15 protein-coding genes are annotated in these 16,521 nt (G+C 36.2%); 10 read left to right on the plus strand and 5 right to left on the minus strand.

Annotated elements, in window-relative coordinates; genetic code table 11:
- The first annotated feature begins 10 nt into the window (after positions 1-10).
- From Q0371_RS00655 to Q0371_RS00670, 4 genes are all read left to right on the plus strand, one after another.
- Positions 11-469 (plus strand): DUF5085 family protein, encoded by a 459-nt coding sequence (locus tag Q0371_RS00655; RefSeq protein WP_298466959.1) that lies wholly within the window; start codon positions 11-13, stop codon positions 467-469.
- Entirely contained in the window at positions 466-915 is a 450-nt protein-coding gene (locus tag Q0371_RS00660) for a DUF5085 family protein (RefSeq protein WP_298466962.1), read from the plus strand. Before Q0371_RS00655 ends, Q0371_RS00660 begins: the two co-directional genes overlap by 4 nt.
- Before the next feature lie 277 nt (positions 916-1,192).
- A complete protein-coding gene (locus Q0371_RS00665; protein WP_298466965.1) occupies positions 1,193-1,990 on the plus strand; it encodes a hypothetical protein in 798 nt (265 codons plus the stop codon).
- Positions 1,991-2,252: 262 nt separating this feature from the next.
- Positions 2,253-2,681, plus strand: a complete 429-nt coding sequence (locus Q0371_RS00670; RefSeq protein WP_298466968.1) for a hypothetical protein — start codon at positions 2,253-2,255, stop codon at positions 2,679-2,681.
- Between the two features lie 163 nt (positions 2,682-2,844).
- Here Q0371_RS00670 and Q0371_RS00675 read toward each other — a convergent pair whose 3' ends face one another.
- Positions 2,845-3,045: a hypothetical protein gene (locus Q0371_RS00675; RefSeq protein ID WP_169358751.1), complete on the minus strand. Its 201-nt coding sequence runs from the start codon at positions 3,043-3,045 to the stop codon at positions 2,845-2,847.
- Positions 3,046-3,232: 187 nt separating this feature from the next.
- On the opposite strand from Q0371_RS00675, the gene Q0371_RS00680 reads away from it, so the two are divergent.
- Both Q0371_RS00680 and Q0371_RS00685 read left to right on the plus strand, forming a co-directional pair.
- Positions 3,233-3,658: a HEAT repeat domain-containing protein gene (locus tag Q0371_RS00680; RefSeq protein WP_169358752.1), complete on the plus strand. Its 426-nt coding sequence runs from the start codon at positions 3,233-3,235 to the stop codon at positions 3,656-3,658.
- Positions 3,659-3,793: 135 nt separating this feature from the next.
- Positions 3,794-5,395, plus strand: coding sequence for a M20/M25/M40 family metallo-hydrolase (locus Q0371_RS00685; protein WP_298466972.1), 1,602 nt, complete (start codon positions 3,794-3,796; stop codon positions 5,393-5,395).
- Between the two features lie 94 nt (positions 5,396-5,489).
- Here Q0371_RS00685 and Q0371_RS00690 read toward each other — a convergent pair whose 3' ends face one another.
- On the minus strand, positions 5,490-7,202 hold the full coding sequence (locus Q0371_RS00690) for a HAMP domain-containing methyl-accepting chemotaxis protein (protein ID WP_298466975.1): 1,713 nt from the start codon (positions 7,200-7,202) through the stop codon (positions 5,490-5,492).
- 308 nt (positions 7,203-7,510) lie between these two features.
- Between Q0371_RS00690 and Q0371_RS00695 the strand changes: the two genes are divergently transcribed.
- Entirely contained in the window at positions 7,511-7,996 is a 486-nt protein-coding gene (locus tag Q0371_RS00695) for a C40 family peptidase (protein WP_298466978.1), read from the plus strand.
- A 67-nt stretch (positions 7,997-8,063) separates the two neighbouring features.
- Here Q0371_RS00695 and Q0371_RS00700 read toward each other — a convergent pair whose 3' ends face one another.
- Positions 8,064-9,140 (minus strand): sugar diacid recognition domain-containing protein, encoded by a 1,077-nt coding sequence (locus tag Q0371_RS00700; RefSeq protein ID WP_298466981.1) that lies wholly within the window; start codon positions 9,138-9,140, stop codon positions 8,064-8,066.
- A 126-nt stretch (positions 9,141-9,266) separates the two neighbouring features.
- On the opposite strand from Q0371_RS00700, the gene Q0371_RS00705 reads away from it, so the two are divergent.
- Positions 9,267-10,403, plus strand: a complete 1,137-nt coding sequence (locus Q0371_RS00705; protein ID WP_298466984.1) for a glycerate kinase — start codon at positions 9,267-9,269, stop codon at positions 10,401-10,403.
- Between the two features lie 4 nt (positions 10,404-10,407).
- Complete coding sequence (locus Q0371_RS00710) at positions 10,408-11,751, plus strand: GntP family permease (protein ID WP_298466988.1); 1,344 nt, start codon at positions 10,408-10,410, stop codon at positions 11,749-11,751.
- 126 nt (positions 11,752-11,877) lie between these two features.
- Here the strand turns inward: Q0371_RS00710 and Q0371_RS00715 are convergent, their stop codons facing one another.
- A complete protein-coding gene (locus tag Q0371_RS00715; protein WP_298466991.1) occupies positions 11,878-13,332 on the minus strand; it encodes an S-layer homology domain-containing protein in 1,455 nt (484 codons plus the stop codon).
- Between the two features lie 62 nt (positions 13,333-13,394).
- The gene (locus Q0371_RS00720; protein WP_298466993.1) at positions 13,395-15,032 is read right to left on the minus strand and encodes a hypothetical protein; all 1,638 of its coding nucleotides are present in this window, start codon (positions 15,030-15,032) and stop codon (positions 13,395-13,397) included.
- Positions 15,033-15,280: 248 nt separating this feature from the next.
- On the opposite strand from Q0371_RS00720, the gene Q0371_RS00725 reads away from it, so the two are divergent.
- The gene (locus Q0371_RS00725; protein ID WP_298466996.1) at positions 15,281-16,354 is read left to right on the plus strand and encodes a branched-chain amino acid aminotransferase; all 1,074 of its coding nucleotides are present in this window, start codon (positions 15,281-15,283) and stop codon (positions 16,352-16,354) included.
- Positions 16,355-16,521: the final 167 nt, after the last annotated feature.

Here is a 16,521-nt window from a genome sequence, read left to right on the forward strand (position 1 = left end):
GGTGAAACTGATGGGAATTGAATTATGTGCACTAATGTTCGAAAACTTGCTAGTTTATAAAACTGAGGGTAAAAAAGAAAGCTGGCAGGAAGGTATTTATTATTTGGACGATATTGCTTTAAGTAAAGATGTATATAGAAATGGACCTCTATTTTTCTCTTACAAAGGGAACGACACGGATCAAACATTAGGGGAATTTACATATTATTTGCCAATAAGTAGTCCAGTAGAGGTAACAGAGGACTCTGACTTTACTTTCCAAAAGGATTTTAAACTAAATCGAGCGTTATTATTAAGGCAGGCTGACGAAAAGCTTGATATCAATATTGCATTTGCTGAAGTACAAGCATTTTCTAATGAAAATAATTTAGAGATTGAAGATTACTTTTATTGTATTCTTTTAAATGTGTATGGAGAATATATAGTCGATTTATATGCTCCATTAAAAAGTCAGGGTGATGAAGAATGATCGTCGAAAATCATCAAATTGCTTATCGTCATGTAGCTTCTAAACTTTACAATTTTGTCCCTGAAGAAATTGAATTAGCATTCCAAGATTTCGCGCAGATATTATCTGAATATAATTATACACCTACAGGAGTGGTATTTTATTCGGTTATTGGTGAGTCCTCAGAAGGGGTTATGACAGCTGAGATATTTATACAAATAAGTGAAACTTCTATAGCTATACCTCGTGAGGAAGCAGTGAAGTTTACGAGCTATTTTTGTGTAGATCATTTACTTATGACTCGAGTGCAGGGTGATTTTGACATGAAATCTCAAGAAAAATATCAAGAATTATCTACCTATATGGAGCAGAAAAACTATATTCAGAAAACCCCACTCTTTATTCAAATCAAAAAAATGCATACAAACGATTCTTCTTATGTGGAAATGAGTATAGGTGTTTTGTAATTTATAAATAATGACAATCAAAAACTTAGCCTATGCCATCATTGGTATGGGCTTGGTGCAATTTGGGGGTATAGGTTGTTTAAATTAAATTATTGAAGCCTATGTATCGTTCTTTTTTTGTCATCTTATATTGTAAATTTAAAATGTACATTTTTAACGATTTGGAATATTTATATATTTTATATATCGTTAATGATGGCAGAATGTTTATAAATATGAAAGTGTTACTGGGAATCTAAGAAAAACGAGGGATAGAAGTTTAATAAATAAATGGGAGATGACTAGGAGAATAATGGGAAGGCTAAATGAGGAAGATTATGCAGTTTTAAAAGGACCACTAGAATCTGGTCGACAAAGTCCATCAGGTTTAGGGCCAATATTATTTATATCAGTTTTTCTACAAGCCTTAGTATTTTCATTAGAGTATTTCATGGTTGGTCCGAATACAGTATTTCCTTATAAAGATAAAATTATAGAGATTCATTTATATTTTACAGTTGCTTTGATTATACTGTCGCTTGTTTTTGCTATACCAATGGTTTATAGGAAGTTTAATAGAATTCAGTATTTAATCTCTATTTTAGTTTCTCAAAATTTATTTTCCATCTCCTTGTTTATCTGTTCTTTGTTCTTAATTGGAGAGGTTACAGGGGGGGAAGTAGTAAGTGCCGAGAAATTGCTCAAGGTTACATATATTATCCTTAGTTGTGGTTTAGTGATATTCATTGCTACATGTGTAAGATTCTTTATTTTATTGAAAAAAGGACATTATAGAAAGGGAAGCGAGAGAGACCAGGTTAGAGGTCAACTAGAAAAGAATACTACTCTTCTAATTTTTCCTGCTATTGTCTTTGGGTTAATGATAGTGTTCATTGTCGGATATATTGTGAGGATAATACCCGAGTTTAACATAGATTCTATTTTAATTAGTACTATTGGTATCAGTCTATTCTTTGTCATGCTGTTTGTCCTTCCAGAGCAGCTAGTTATTTTATATTGTAAGTATAAATACAAGAGTTTCAATTTTAATGAGCGAGGTTATTTGTATTCTAGTGAGGATCAAAACGAGGGATAGGAGTTTAATAAATGAACGGAGTTGAATAGAAAAACAATGGGCAGATTAAGGGAGGAAGATTTTGCAGTACTGAGGGAACCGCTAGAATCTGGTCGCCAAAGTAGGGAAAGTATAAGTGTTGTATTAATACTAGGTATTTTTTTACAAGCATTGATGTTTGCTATAAATTATTATTTAGCAGCACCTTATTCTCTTTTTCCGTTGAAAGAGGGAATAATTATCATACATTTTTGGATTACTGTTGTTTTAATAGGTTTAAGTATTGTGTATTCTATCCCGTTTGTTTATAAAAGAAGTGAAAGGATACAGTACGCACTTACCTATAATGGTCCGTTATTATATTTCGCTTAAAAAAGGGCACTATCGAAAAGGCTCCGAAAAGGAAGATCAAAGAAACGAACTAGCAAATATGTCGTTTGTTCCTAAAGTCGTATTAGTTGGGGCAGCTATATTTATACTTATAACTAAGTGGATTTCTCATAACTCTAATTACTATGACAGCAGTACTCCGGGTATCCTTGTGTTGGGCATGATTGTATTTTACGCAATGATAGCAGTCTTACCGGAGCAGCTAATCATTTTATATTGTAAGTGTAAGTATAAGAGCTTTAACTTTAATGACCGAGGTTACCTTTACTCCATAGGTGAACAAAAACCTGAGAGCAAAAGAAAACCAAGGATAGAGGCATAACACTATGTTACAGGTGCCTGGCACTTGTAATATATCATAAAAAAGCATATAAAAAACGCATCCGTTTTAAAAAGGGGTGCGTTTTGCTTTTTAAGGGAAATGTATTTTATTTTGAGGGTTGATTTTAAAAACTTAATTATTAGGACAGAGGAACGGTGCTTCATTATCGTTGTTTTTTGACTTGAATTCTTGCTACTTGGTTTAAATTGATAGTATATTTATTTTCAGTTTCCACGAACATTCCACCATTTATGTATTCGCGCTCTGCTGTTCGAATGTCTGTGTTTGTTTCAAATAATAGTTGATGGCCATCGTGAAAGGACAATAAAAATTTATATTTTTTTATTTCATCGACGTTTTTCAACCAATCACCTCCTTTTGGAAATTGTATCATTTATATGTATTAATTACAATATAATTGGGAATTATACAGTATTATTTAATTGCTTTTTTAAGGGAAATATAAAAAATAGGTTTTAATGAGCACATAGTATATAATTAATGGACAAACATAATGTGTTTAAGATGAAATTTAAAGGAGTATGAATTGATTGAGTAAAAAGTCTATAAAAAATGAGTTACCAGAAAACTATGAGGATCTTAAAAAAGCAGCTAACCGTACTGGAAGCTGGAGAACTCGTTTAAGTGCTGTTGAAGAGTTGGGAAATTATAATACAAGCCAAGTGATTGATATACTAAAAGTAAGATTAGACCATGACCCAGTTTTTCAAATTCAAGAAGAAGCATATCGCTCATTGCTTGAGTTAGGGGAAGATGTCGTATTACCAAAGCGTAAAAAATTCGAATTGGTAAAAGGAGCAAATAAAGTATTTGTTCGTGTGAAAAAGAGCTTACCAAAAGATCATACGATTGACGACTACTTAACTAAGCTAAAAAGAATGCGTATCGATGTATATGATGCGTATGAAGGTGAAAAAGGCTTAGAATGGCTAGAAGAAGAATGGAAAAAATTATAATAAATTCTGGAAAAGGTCAATTTGCATTGACCTTTTTTTGTATATTTATGGATGAAATATTACAGGTGCCAGGCACTTGAAATAATGTAAAATAAACTATATAAATATAAAAAACATTTTGTTAGGAGGATTAGTATGAATAAGCTTTTATGGGATACGCCAGATCGACTGCGTGAATTATTGTGTGAGCTTGTGAGCTGGAATAGTATTACGTTAACGGATGGAGAGAGGGAGTTTGCTCCTAAGTTAATAGAAAAGATTCGAGAGCTTGAGTATTTTCAAACTCATCCGAGTCAGCTCCAGCTTCATGATGCAGGCTTGGGAAGACAGGTAGTGACGGCTTTATATAAGCATCCTTCTGCAACAGAAACAGTTGTGCTTATTAGTCATTTCGATACTGTGCAGACAGAAGAATATGGTACTTTGGAGCCTTTAGCTTATTTTCCGGAGGAGTTAACTAGAAAGTTAATGGAGAATCCTAGTGAGTTGCCGGAAGATGCTCAAGAAGATTTGGCAACTGGCAAGTATTTGTTTGGCCGTGGAACGATGGATATGAAAATGGGATTAGCCTTACATATGCAGTTGATTGAAAAAGCTACTGTAGAAGAATGGCCAATTAATTTAATTCTCACAAGTGTGCCTGATGAAGAGGTAAACTCTGCTGGTATGCGTGCGGCTGTTACTCAGCTAGTTCGAATTCGTGAAGAGTTTGATTTATCATATAAGCTATTTTTAAATAGTGAACCTTCATTTTCACAGGTGCCAAAGGATATTGACGAGTATATCTACTCTGGTACGATCGGTAAAATTATGCCCGCTGCGCTGTTTTACGGAAAGGAAACTCATGTAGGAGAGCCGATGAAAGGGATGACGGCTAACTATATTGCTTCTTTCTTAACACAGCGAATGGAATATAACCCTATATTTACAGAGCATGACCTTGGAGAAAGTACTCCGTTGCCAGTTTCTTTACAGCAAAAGGATTTGAAAATGTCTTATTCAACGCAGACACCGTACCGAGCAGTTGCTTTGTACAACGTGTTTTTATTAAGAAGAACTGCTTCTGACATTATGGATCTGTTTGAACAGGTTGCGAATGAGGCAATGGACGCTTTGAATAAAACCTATCAACAAATTTGTGATAGAGAGCAGGTCCAAGGAATTGGACAGGTCAGAGTTTTGAAATATGACGAGCTGCTTGCGTATGCCAATAAAAAATTAGGCATAGAGGAAGTTCACAGACTTAAGCAAGAAGTACTTGCGGAAGAGGAATGGGACGATCGTGAAAAATCACTTCGAATAGTAGATAATCTCATGATTCAATGCCAGGAGCTTTCACCAGCTACCGTGTTGCTCTTTGCTCCACCATATTATCCAGCGGTTAACACATCCAAGGATCCACTGATTATAGAAGCGGTGGAGCTAATGAAGCAATCTGCACAATCCTTTAATAATACTGTAAAACAAATACATTATTTTAATGGGATATGCGATTTGAGCTATGTAAATTATGAAGACGATGGAAACGGCTGGACAGCATTTGAAAGCAATACACCAGTATGGGGAGATACCTATGATATCCCATTTGATGATATGGCTAAATTAAAGGGACCAGTACTGAACGTAGGACCATTCGGCAAGGATGCTCATCAAAAAACAGAAAGACTACATATAGACAGTGCTTTTGTTGAAATGCCAGTAATGCTAGAAACCCTTATTAAAAGCTTATACAAATAAAAAAATAGACGCCCCCTGTAACGTGGGCGTCTATTTTTGTGTCTTCTGAAAATATATTACAGGTGCCAGGCACTTGTAATAATGTAAATAATCGTTAGAGTTTAAATTTGTTTATGAGGTTGTGAAGTTGTTGTGCTACTTCGGATGTTTCAGCGGAATGCTGTGAAATCTCGTCTATAGAGGCAGAGGTTTCTTCTGTTACGGCTGAAATGGTTGTAGTCACTTGTTCGATTTCTCTTATAGATTCAGTTAGATTTTCGATAAGATCTACTACTTGCTTCGAGTTAGCAGCTTCCTCGGTTGTCATCTTAGATATCCTTGAGATTTCCTCTACTGTCTTACCGACAGCTGTAGAGATATTCTGTAAGGAATGAGAAGTTTGCTGAACGGTTGCATTTCCAGTTTCGATTAGTTTGGTGCTGGTGTCCGTAGAGGTTACTACGTGTGAGATGTTTTCCGTTATCTCTTTTACGATTTCTTCTACTTGTTTAACCTCTAGGTTAGACTGTTCTGCTAGCTTGCGAACTTCTTCTGCTACAACTGCAAATCCTTTTCCATGCTCACCAGCACGAGCTGCTTCTATAGAGGCATTAAGTGCTAGTAGATTTGTTTGAGCGGCTATGCCCGCGATGGACCCAGTAATTTGCTGTATTTTATTAGTTGCTTCATCGAGCTTCACAATCATTGCGCTAGTTTCAATGGAAGCATTTCTTATTTTGTTCATGTCTCGACTAGTTTCTTCGGCTTTCTTGAGGCCTTCTTGAGCAATCTGCATAGTGGTCATCGATTGTACCGAGCACTGGTCCGCAGTTTCCTTTGAATGCTGTAGGCCGGTCGCTAAATTATTTAAGATAACGGTTGAACTTTCAGCAGATGCAGTACCCGTTGATATAGATGCAACATTTTCGCTCATATTATTGGCAATTTGATGCGCTGCTTCCTTCATTTCAATCAAAGAGGCTGTAGTTTCTTCTGCATTTTTCATTAATTGGGAGGAAGTGTTTTGAATCGTTCCAATCATCGTACGTAAGTTACCAGCAAGTGTATCAAGCGTCCTACTTAAGTTTCCAACCTCATCCTTGCTTGAAAAATTTGTGTCTTTAACTGATAAGTTTCCTTTAGCAATCTCTTCAGCATGAGCAATCAAAACAGATAAAGGCTTTGTTTTTCTTCTAATTAAAAGAAGAGTAACTAGAGACGCTAACAATAAAGGGATAATACTTAATAGTAAGCCTTTACTAACTACATCCCATGTTCTTTCAGAGACGATGTCCGCATTAAAGTCTATTACACTAATAGCAACAATTTTTTTCGAGGGGTCATGATCCTCGAAAATTGGAGCATAGCCAGACAAACGATTCATCCCGGCGTACTCATAGCTTTCTGAGTAGGTAGGGTGTCCCATCTTGACAAGCATATCAATCGCTTCTTGATCTATGTAAAATTGATCTCCTGCATTAAACCCAGTTTCTTTTAAGTTATCATCAGTAGCTAATAGGTTTCCTTCTAAGTCAATTATATATTGAGTCTCAAAAATATCTTTATGAGCAGTAGTCCAGTTTAGCTGCTCACCTACGCTTTTAACGGCAGCAGTGTCTCCAGCAAGTATTTTATTAATATCTTCAGGTGTAATTAAACCAGTAGTAATATTAGCACAACCATATGCTTCAATCCCAGCTGCTTTGTAAAGTTCGCCATAGGCAGTTTTATAAGTAGCTACAGAAGTAATCGTAAGCATAACGATCATTACCCCGACGATAATTGTTCCGAGATGTAGAGTAAGTGTATTTTTCCATTTCAGTTTCACAATAGTAATCTCCTATTCTTTTTTGGCAAATAATAGTTAACCATCTATTTATAACACATATATCCTATGGATAGATAGAGGAAAATAATAAGAATATTATAATTCATGCTAATAAATTAGGCATATTGTACTTATTTGTTCAAATTTAAAACGGGAGGAGAGTCTTAGTATATTTTTCGGCTTGTAATCTTATTGTTACACAACTGTAAAATCACTAATGTTTAAACCGTGTTAGTATGGGTATAGAGAAATTTTTAACGAGAAAAAATAGAGAAATTTTTCAATACTTCTTTGGGGGAACATCAAAATTGACTTCTTTGTTTAAAAAACTTATCACGATCTTAACACTAACTCTAGTTTTAGCCATGGGAACATTTGCGGGAAATACAGAAGCAGCTAGCTCTGTAAAATCCAACGAAATAGTATCAAGTGCGAAAAGTCTAATAGGAACTAAATATCGTTATGGTGGCACAACGAAGGCAGGATTTGATTGCTCTGGATTTATTGGGTACGTGTACAAAGGTAAAGGTGTCTCTCTTCCGAGAACTGCTGCCGGAATGTACAGTAAAGGAACGCCAGTAACTAAAGCTAAACTAGCAGTTGGGGATTTAGTATTCTTCAATACGACTGGTAAAGGTGTTTCACATGTTGGAATGTTTATCGGGAATGGCCAATTCATTCATGCTTCATCATCAAAAGGTGTAAGAATCGATAAAATTAATGATCCTTATTACTGGGGTAAAAAATACGTAGGCGCTAAAAAAGTTGCTAACGTTCAAGTTGCTAAAAAATAATACAAATAAATAATATAACCGTTTCGGCTAAAGAGCTGAAACGGTTTTTTCGTTGAAATGTAAATTTCTAGTTTTTTAATAACAAAGCTAACTGAAGTGCTAAGGCATCCTGAAAGTTAGTAGGATTATAACCTGTTACTTGTGCTATTTTGTTTAAACGGTAGGTGAGGGTATGGCGATGAATCTCAAGTTCCTCAGCACAAATAGAGAGCTGAAGACTGCAATCAAAATATTTCTGCAAGGTAGTTTGTAGTTTAATATCCAGTGGCTCTAGTATTTTTTTTGTATAGGTTTGAACCTCAAAGGATTCTTTGTTTTTAAAAAGAGAGTAAATTTCTACCTCCTCGAAGGAAATGACTGGCTTGTTAGGATTCCCGTATTGAAGCGCGAGCTTGGCTGTTCGGTAGGCATAATGGACTTGCTCTAATAATTGCACTTCTCTCCCTAGCCCAAGGGAAAGAGAATAATATTTCTTTAGTTTTTCTGCTAATAAGGTAACTTTGCGAGTGAATGTTGTTTTATCCAAGCCAGAAATTAAAATAAAATGCTCGCTCGCTTGGTAATGACCGACTAATATAGAATCTGTTTCTAGATAGTATTCTATTTCCTGAATAATATTTTGATAAGAGGAAGACTCTGGATCTACCTCAAGCATCATTGCATAAAATGGGGCTTTGTTTTGAAAGCCTATTTTGTTGAGCCTTTCCTGTAAATATTTCTGGATTGGCTGTCCACTCATTAATTCTTCGAAGACGAGCTCTTGTATTTTCCGCTTCCATTCTCTCTCGGAGACTATTAATGCTTGATGGACCATCATTTCAGTTGTTAACTGGAGAAGTGTTGCTATCTCCTCCAAGTCGGCTGGTTCTCCCGTTACTCCAATGATTCCGACTATTTCATTTTGATAGAATATAGGTAAATTAATGCCACACTTTGTTCGGGGAAAAAGATGATTATTATCCTTTGTAATCCTTAGTGGGGACTTAGTTTTAGCTACTTCAATAGCACCTTCATGTATATGATTTACTCTTAGCTCATCGCCAGAGGCAAGTATGACTCCGTTTGTCTGCATAACGTTAATATTTCGATGAAGACGAAGCATAGTTTGCTGTACTATTTGTTCGGCTAATTGCTTGGTTATCAATTGAATCACCTCAATGTATAAAAAACTAACTGTTATAATACAGATGAATTATACATTAAGTATAATGTAATCGTTTTTTCTTTGCAATATAATCTTTGTAAGCGCTTTAATCGGAGGAGAGAATATATGAAAATTGTTATTAGTCCTGACTCTTACAAGGGTTCATTGTCAGCAACTGAGGTTGCTAGGGCTGTTTCCAACGCGATTCATGAGGTTGATCCATCTATTGAAACTGTATTACTACCTGTAGCAGATGGTGGGGAAGGAACGCTGGAACCCCTTGTCATTGCAACTGGTGGAACATTTGTAACTGCAACCGTTCAAGACCCATTAGGAAAACAAATAGAGGCGGTTTATGGGGTGTTAGGAGACAAAGAGACTTGTGTCATTGAGATGGCGAGAGCTTCTGGTTTGACTCTATTGTCGCAAGATGAAAGAAATCCGCTAAAGACATCAACGTTTGGAACAGGTGAACTGATTCGTCACGCGCTCGATCAAGGATTCCGGAAGTTTATTGTTGGAATAGGGGGGAGTGCAACGAATGATGGCGGGGCAGGGATGCTACGTGCATTAGGGGTTGAATTTAGGAATAAAGTAAAAGAAGAAATACAAGCTGGGGGAGGCTCTCTTGTAAATCTGGAAGAGATAGATATTAGTCGAATGGATAAGCGAATTCAAAGTTCACAGTTCATACTAGCTTGTGATGTGGATAATCCTTTATTAGGCAAAAATGGAGCTACGGCTGTGTTTGGTCCACAAAAAGGAGTAACTCCACAAATGGAGGACCAGCTAGAGAATGGTTTAAAGAACCTTGCAAATAAAATAGCAGAAGTGAAAGGTATTAGGGTGCATCAGATGCCAGGTGCGGGTGCAGCTGGAGGACTTGGAGGTGCTTTTCTTGCTTTATTTCCTGTCCAATTAAAGCCAGGTATAGAAGTTGTCATGGAGGCCATTCAATTTGAAAAAAGCTTAGAGGATGCAGACCTTGTCATTACAGGAGAAGGTAAAACGGACAGACAAACTCTCTCTGGTAAGGCTCCGATGGGAGTTGCTGTTGCTGCAAATAAAAGAGGGATTCCCGTTATATTGCTCTCTGGCTTTATAGAGAAAGAAAGTAAAGTAGACTTGTCTACCTATTTCTCTAAGCTTGTTAGTATAGTAGATCATTCAGTGAGTATGGAAGAATCCTTGAAAGACCCGGTTCATTATTTAACTGTAAGGACTAAGGAAACAATGCAAGCCATTCTAAAGGAAGAGGTGTAAGGTCATGTTGTTTTTAGTTATTTTGTTAGGAGTTGTTTTTGTTGTAGTGGCAACTGCAGTGTTCAAGCTACATCCCTTTTTGGCTCTATTAATCAGTGCCTTCTTTGTAGGTATTGCTTCTGGTATGCCGTTGCTTACTGTTGTAGAGAATGTTAACTCTGGTTTTGGCGGTTTAATGACGAGTATCGGGATTGTAATTGTAGCGGGAACTATCATTGGGGTTATTCTTGAGAAGTCTGGTGCAGCTTATCGAATGGCAGAGGTTGTCCTTCGTATTCTAGGTGAAAAAAGACCGCAGTTAGCTATGTCCATTATAGGTTTTATCGTATCAATACCTGTATTTTGTGATTCTGGATTTATTATTTTATCAAGTTTACAAAAATCATTAGCAAAGCGTGCGAAGGTCAAGGTAGCTTCTATGGCTGTAGCTTTGTCTACAGGACTTTATGCAACGCACACATTAGTGCCTCCAACTCCTGGACCAATCGCAGCAGCAGGGAATATTGGGGCAACAGATTATCTTGGTACTATAATTTTGGTCGGTTTGTTTGTAGCAATTCCTGCAACTATCGTAGGTTATTTATGGGCCGTGAAGGTTGGGACAAAAATAGACGTGCCAGCGGATCAGGAAGATGCACTGGATTACGAAGAGGTTATTAAATCCTTTGGAAAAATGCCATCCACCTTTAAAGCTTTTTTACCAATCGTACTACCAATCTTATTGATCGGTATAGGTTCGGTAGCTGCATTAGTTGGCGATGAATCAGGATTAACGAATTTCTTAAGATTCCTTGGTTCTCCAACTGTGGCACTATTGTTCGGTGTATTAGCTTCCTTCTTATTGCTACCTGAAATTAGTGAAAAAACGTTGTCTGGTTGGATTGGTGAAAGCCTTAAGGAAGCAGCACCAATTTTATTAATCACCGGTGCAGGAGGAGCGTTTGGTACAGTTATTAAAAACTCTGGAGTAGCAGAGCTTCTACAGGAAATGGACTTAGGGGTATTGGCTAATGGAGCATTATTCTTACTAGTGCCATTCCTTATTGCGGCAGCTCTTAAAACAGCACAAGGCTCCTCAACAGCTGCTCTAGTTATTACTTCATCACTAGTAGCACCAATGTTACCAACTTTAGGTATAGAGGGTGCATTACCGTTAGCGCTAGTTGTTATGGCGGTAGGAGCAGGAGCGATGACAGTGAGCCATGTAAATGACAGCTATTTCTGGGTAGTGACCCAATTTAGCGGCATGAAGGTTACAGACGCGTACAAAGCACAAACAATGGCAACTCTACTCCAAGGTATTACAACAATCATCGTTACAGCAATCCTTTGGTTTATATTTGTTTAATATGTTACAGGTATGTCTAGATCACCTATGTTACAGGTGCCAGGCACCTGTAACATTATCTGCAATCAAGTGAAAAACCCCATCTAGAACCGGTGCATTCGCCGGTGTTTAGATGGGGTTTTGAGTTTAGTTGAAATTAATCATATCATCGCGATAGTTTTGTTTTAGGTCAGATTCAAGGAAGTTCATATATCTAACAAGTAGCTGTGATGCTTTTCCTCGTGTAAGGACTTCGTTAGGGTTGATGCGATTTTTTCTATCTGGATCGATTAAGCCTAGTTCACTTGCGACATAGATACTATCCTTAGCTGATTTTGGTATTTTGTTGTCGTCAATAAACTTCGTTGTGTAACCAGGAGTTGGTGCACGTCCCTCTAATCCAAGAGAGCGAATAATAATAGTTACTGCCTCTGCTCTAGTGATAGATTTATTTGCTCCAAATATGTCAGCATTCACTGGAGTTACAATTTCTTTATTTAGTGCGCTTTCAATATACACATAGTTCGGATCATTAATATCTAAATCTGAAAATAATGCTTTTCGTATATTTTTCTTGTTTTTTGGTTTTTCTTCTAATACACGCAAGTCTACAGCTTTAGCCACAGCTACAGTGAAAAGGTCTTTTTTCATTGCTGCATCAGGAGAGAAGAAGTTACTTGTTTCATCAAAAATACCTAAAGAATATAGCTTTTCAATATTTGGCTTGGACCAATGCTTTTCAATATCACGAAACTTAGGGACGATAAGTCTTTCAATGGTTGGTGTTTTGTCTTTATTAATGTATGCAGTCCCTGTTGTGTTGTATGGATTAAACGGAATCTGATAATGATATTCTGCTACCATGTTTGACTTGCTTACAACTGAGTGTCCACCTACAAAGCTTGATAGAGAGGGAATATGCTTCTCGTATTCTAATACTCTAGATTTACTGTCAGAAACCTTGCTAGATACAAATGAAGTCCCTTGTGGGGAATCTATTTCATAGTCAATCAACTGAGTGTCAGTGGAGCCCCAGAAATTTTTGTAGCCAACATTATTTCCTTCCATATAAACAGTAATTAAATCATTAATTGTTTCTCTTCCGATTTTTTGACTACGCTTATAAATCTTTCTTGCAATTATATTCCCAGAATAATAATCAGTTGCTGGGCGGTTATCGATAACCGAACCTTGAGAAAACTGATAATCATCTAAGGTAAATGTCGTTTTATCAGCTAAAGTTACTTTTTCGGAGTAGCTTTTAACTGTAGTGTTAGCCGTAGTTTGATTTTTCTTAACATGAGTAGTTAAATTAGTAACGTAGACGACGCTTCTTGTTAATTTATCTCCATATTGATTACTTAAATTGAATTTATAAGTAGAAGTTAATTGGTTTTTACTTTCTTTTTCAGAGACGGTTGCTTTCCCTGTAAATGTAATTGGAGAGCCGTTTAGAAAAAATACCTCTTCATAAGAATACTCGTCTAAAATGCCACCATTAAAATCTGGAACCTTCGCGCTAGCTTCATTTGTCCCTAAGCTTAGTATAAGGAATAAAGCCATCAGGGTAACAATCGTCTTTTTTATAAGTTGATTTTTCATATGTATTCTATTTACCTCTTTCTCTATGTAATGGAGGGTATGCATGTACATACCCTGAGCAGTTAATCTACTAAAATTATTTTTGCTTGATAGTAACCATTATGAATCATGTAGAGACGATCGTTCTTCTTCAAATCGACGGATTTAATTATTCTTCCTTCTTTGATGAGCATTGTATTCGATAAATCTGTATAGTTACGCTGATAAGCTGCAAGCCAGTCGCTGTTATAGTGCTCACTAACGTCTTTAATACTTAATCTATTAGGATTCCAATGGATTGGATTATATCGACCGATGGAAACAGAATAATCTGGTGTGGAATAGCCGACAATTTTAGACGCAATTATGTGGTTACCTTTTACATAGAAGTAACCATATTTTCCATTACTATAAGTGAAATTCTTTGTTAAGTTATTATAATCCTCTGTAACTACCGTATCATTGCTAAAACTGAAGCTAGTATTCCCAGTGGAGTACCAGTAGTTATTAGCCAAAACCTGAGGATTGGATAATGAAAGTTGATACTGATTCGTGTAATTTATTTGCCCGAAGTATAATTGATAATCTGCTAAGTTAGTGCTTTGGAATCCATCGTTAGTAATATGGATGACATTTGCATATTGGTTAGACGAAACACCGTTCGCAATAACAAATGCTTTTCCGCTCTGCTGAAGTGCTGTCGGATCTACTAATCGTCCATTTCTAATAATAATGGTTCCGCTATGATATGGAATGGTTCCGTAATTAGTTAATTTGATATTTTTATTCTTTGTATCTAGACCGTATAGGCTTTCATGTAGCGTCCGTTCATTTGTCTTTTTTATAATCATTTTCTGAATGATTTCTTTTCCAGACTGTTTTACCGTTACGTAGTAAATCTCGTTGTTTCGATAATTACGAAGCTGACTTTTGTCAATCTTTTTAGTGCCGAGGAAAATAGGTGTTTTATCTGTAAAGCTCTTGGAATTCATGGCAGTATTAGTTATGTTTCTCCAGTTCCAATTAATAAATGCCTTTTCATTTTTAATAACTAACTTATTTTGTTTTGAATCGATTTGCTGAATAACACCTTTGTATATATTTTCTACTTTGATACCGTCTGTAGTTATTTCTATGGAGGACAAAGTATTCGTGTCATGCTCAGATGTTTTCAGTTTTATGCGATCTCCCACATATAAAACGCTTAAGTCTACGATTTTATTATCTTTATATATTTCTGTGCCCTCGTCTAAATAAAATCTCGTTGATTTTTTGTCTTTGAGATTGATAGCGATATACTTAGCACCTTTATCAATTTCATTGACAGTTCCTGTAAGGCTTTGTCCGATTGCTTCAGATTTATTGTTCTCAAGAGATCCTTGATCGATGTATGTGAATCCGTTAAGCTCTTGAACTGATTGGCCATCCACAATCGCTTCCACCCACAAACCTTCCTTAAATGCACCAATTGTAGTAGGCGTCGAGTTGATGTACAAAGGGGTATATTTATCAATGGTTAGCCTTACTTCTTTTCCTTGTTCATTGATTAATATTACTTGTGAGAGTCTTTTCTCGGTTGTCTTGTCCTCAAGGGTTACTTCTTCATATATGGTTTTTAAGAAAAGTCCGTTAACCGTGGAAGAAGCATTCGCAGGAACAGAAGAAAAAATGGTGCTTATGATTAGTAATAAGCTTAATATGTATAGAGTGTTTCTAAACACATATATACCTCCTATCTTTTGGTATTTTACTATACTTATTTATCGGTTTATTTAAAGGGATATTAAGATATAATTCCTTTAAATTTACAAAAATGAAAAGTAGAGTTAAAAATACACAAAATTTTTAGAAAATTTTCTAAAAAAGGTGTTTTCAATTTTGAGAAAAGGAGTATAATTGCATATAATATATTGCACAGTTATAAAAGTTGCAATTTACTAAATAATTAAATTGATAGGGGTAATACAACATGAACAGTGTAAAAATCAAGTTTACAGAAAATGAAATAAAAAATGAGAAAACACCTGCCGGCCAACTTGACTTTGGTACTAAATTTACAGATCATATGTTTATTGCAGACTATACAACAGGCATTGGATGGCATGATCATCGGATTGTCCCTTATCAACCGATTACGTTAGACCCTTCTGCAACTATATTACATTATGGGCAAACGGTATTTGAAGGCATGAAAGCGTATTTGTCTAAGGATGGTGTAGTTCGTTTATTTAGACCAGAACAAAACATGAAACGTATGAATATTTCCTGCGATCGACTTAGTATGCCTCAAATAGATGAAGAGTTTGCTATGGAAGCATTGAAAGAGCTGCTGGAGATTGATAAGGAATGGATTCCAAATGAACCAGGAACATCTCTATATATCCGACCATTTATGATTGGGACTGAAGCACATTTAGGTGTTTCTCCATCTAAGACTTACAGCTTTATGATTATTATGTCGCCCGTTGGCTCTTATTATAAAGAAGGTATCCATCCTGTGAAAATATTAGTAGAAAGTGAATACGTTCGAGCAGTGGCTGGTGGCACAGGAATGGCTAAAACAGCTGGTAATTATGCTTCTAGCTTAAAGGCACAGGAAGTGGCTGATAGAGAGGGTTACTCGCAAGTATTATGGCTAGATGGAATTGAACGAAAGTATATTGAAGAAGTAGGAAGCATGAATGTTTTCTTTAAAATAGATGGAGAGGTTGTTACTCCAGCCTTAAACGGTTCTATTCTAGATGGCATTACTAGAAAATCTATTATCGAGCTATTAAAATATTGGGGTGTGCCGGTAGCGGAACGCAAGGTGTCAATGGAGGAAGTTAGAGAAGCTTATTTAAACGGTAAGCTAGAAGAAGCGTTCGGAACAGGAACTGCTGCAGTTATTTCTCCAATTGGTGAGCTTCGCTGGAAAGGCGAGCTATTATATGTAAATAACGGAGAAACTGGTGAGTTATCTAAGAAATTATATGATACATTGACTGGCATCCAAAGTGGCACAGTGGAAGATCCTTTTGGCTGGGTTACAGAACTAAAATAAAAGTGTGAATCGCTCCTAGGTTAAGAATAGGAGCGATTCTTTTCTTTGAAAAATGAACTGATGTTATAAATTTGTTGCAATTTACAGCTCGTTTAATGAAGGACATGAGATGGTTCTGGTAGGAAAGGATGTCTTTGCAGGTTGGTACCACTGTCTCCATTATTCAC

Origin of the sequence: uncultured Psychrobacillus sp. (assembly GCF_938022135.1) — a bacterium.
Taxonomy (GTDB): Bacteria; Bacillota; Bacilli; order Bacillales_A; family Planococcaceae; genus Psychrobacillus.

Coding starts and splice junctions, on each gene's coding strand:
- Q0371_RS00655 (WP_298466959.1), top strand. CDS start 11: ATGGGAATTGAATTATGTGCACTAATGTTCGAAAACTTGCTAGTTTAT.
- Q0371_RS00660 (WP_298466962.1), top strand. CDS start 466: ATGATCGTCGAAAATCATCAAATTGCTTATCGTCATGTAGCTTCTAAA.
- Q0371_RS00665 (WP_298466965.1), top strand. CDS start 1,193: ATGACTAGGAGAATAATGGGAAGGCTAAATGAGGAAGATTATGCAGTT.
- Q0371_RS00685 (WP_298466972.1), top strand. CDS start 3,794: ATGAATAAGCTTTTATGGGATACGCCAGATCGACTGCGTGAATTATTG.
- Q0371_RS00705 (WP_298466984.1), top strand. CDS start 9,267: ATGAAAATTGTTATTAGTCCTGACTCTTACAAGGGTTCATTGTCAGCA.
- Q0371_RS00710 (WP_298466988.1), top strand. CDS start 10,408: ATGTTGTTTTTAGTTATTTTGTTAGGAGTTGTTTTTGTTGTAGTGGCA.
- Q0371_RS00715 (WP_298466991.1), bottom strand. CDS start 13,332: ATGAAAAATCAACTTATAAAAAAGACGATTGTTACCCTGATGGCTTTA.
- Q0371_RS00725 (WP_298466996.1), top strand. CDS start 15,281: ATGAACAGTGTAAAAATCAAGTTTACAGAAAATGAAATAAAAAATGAG.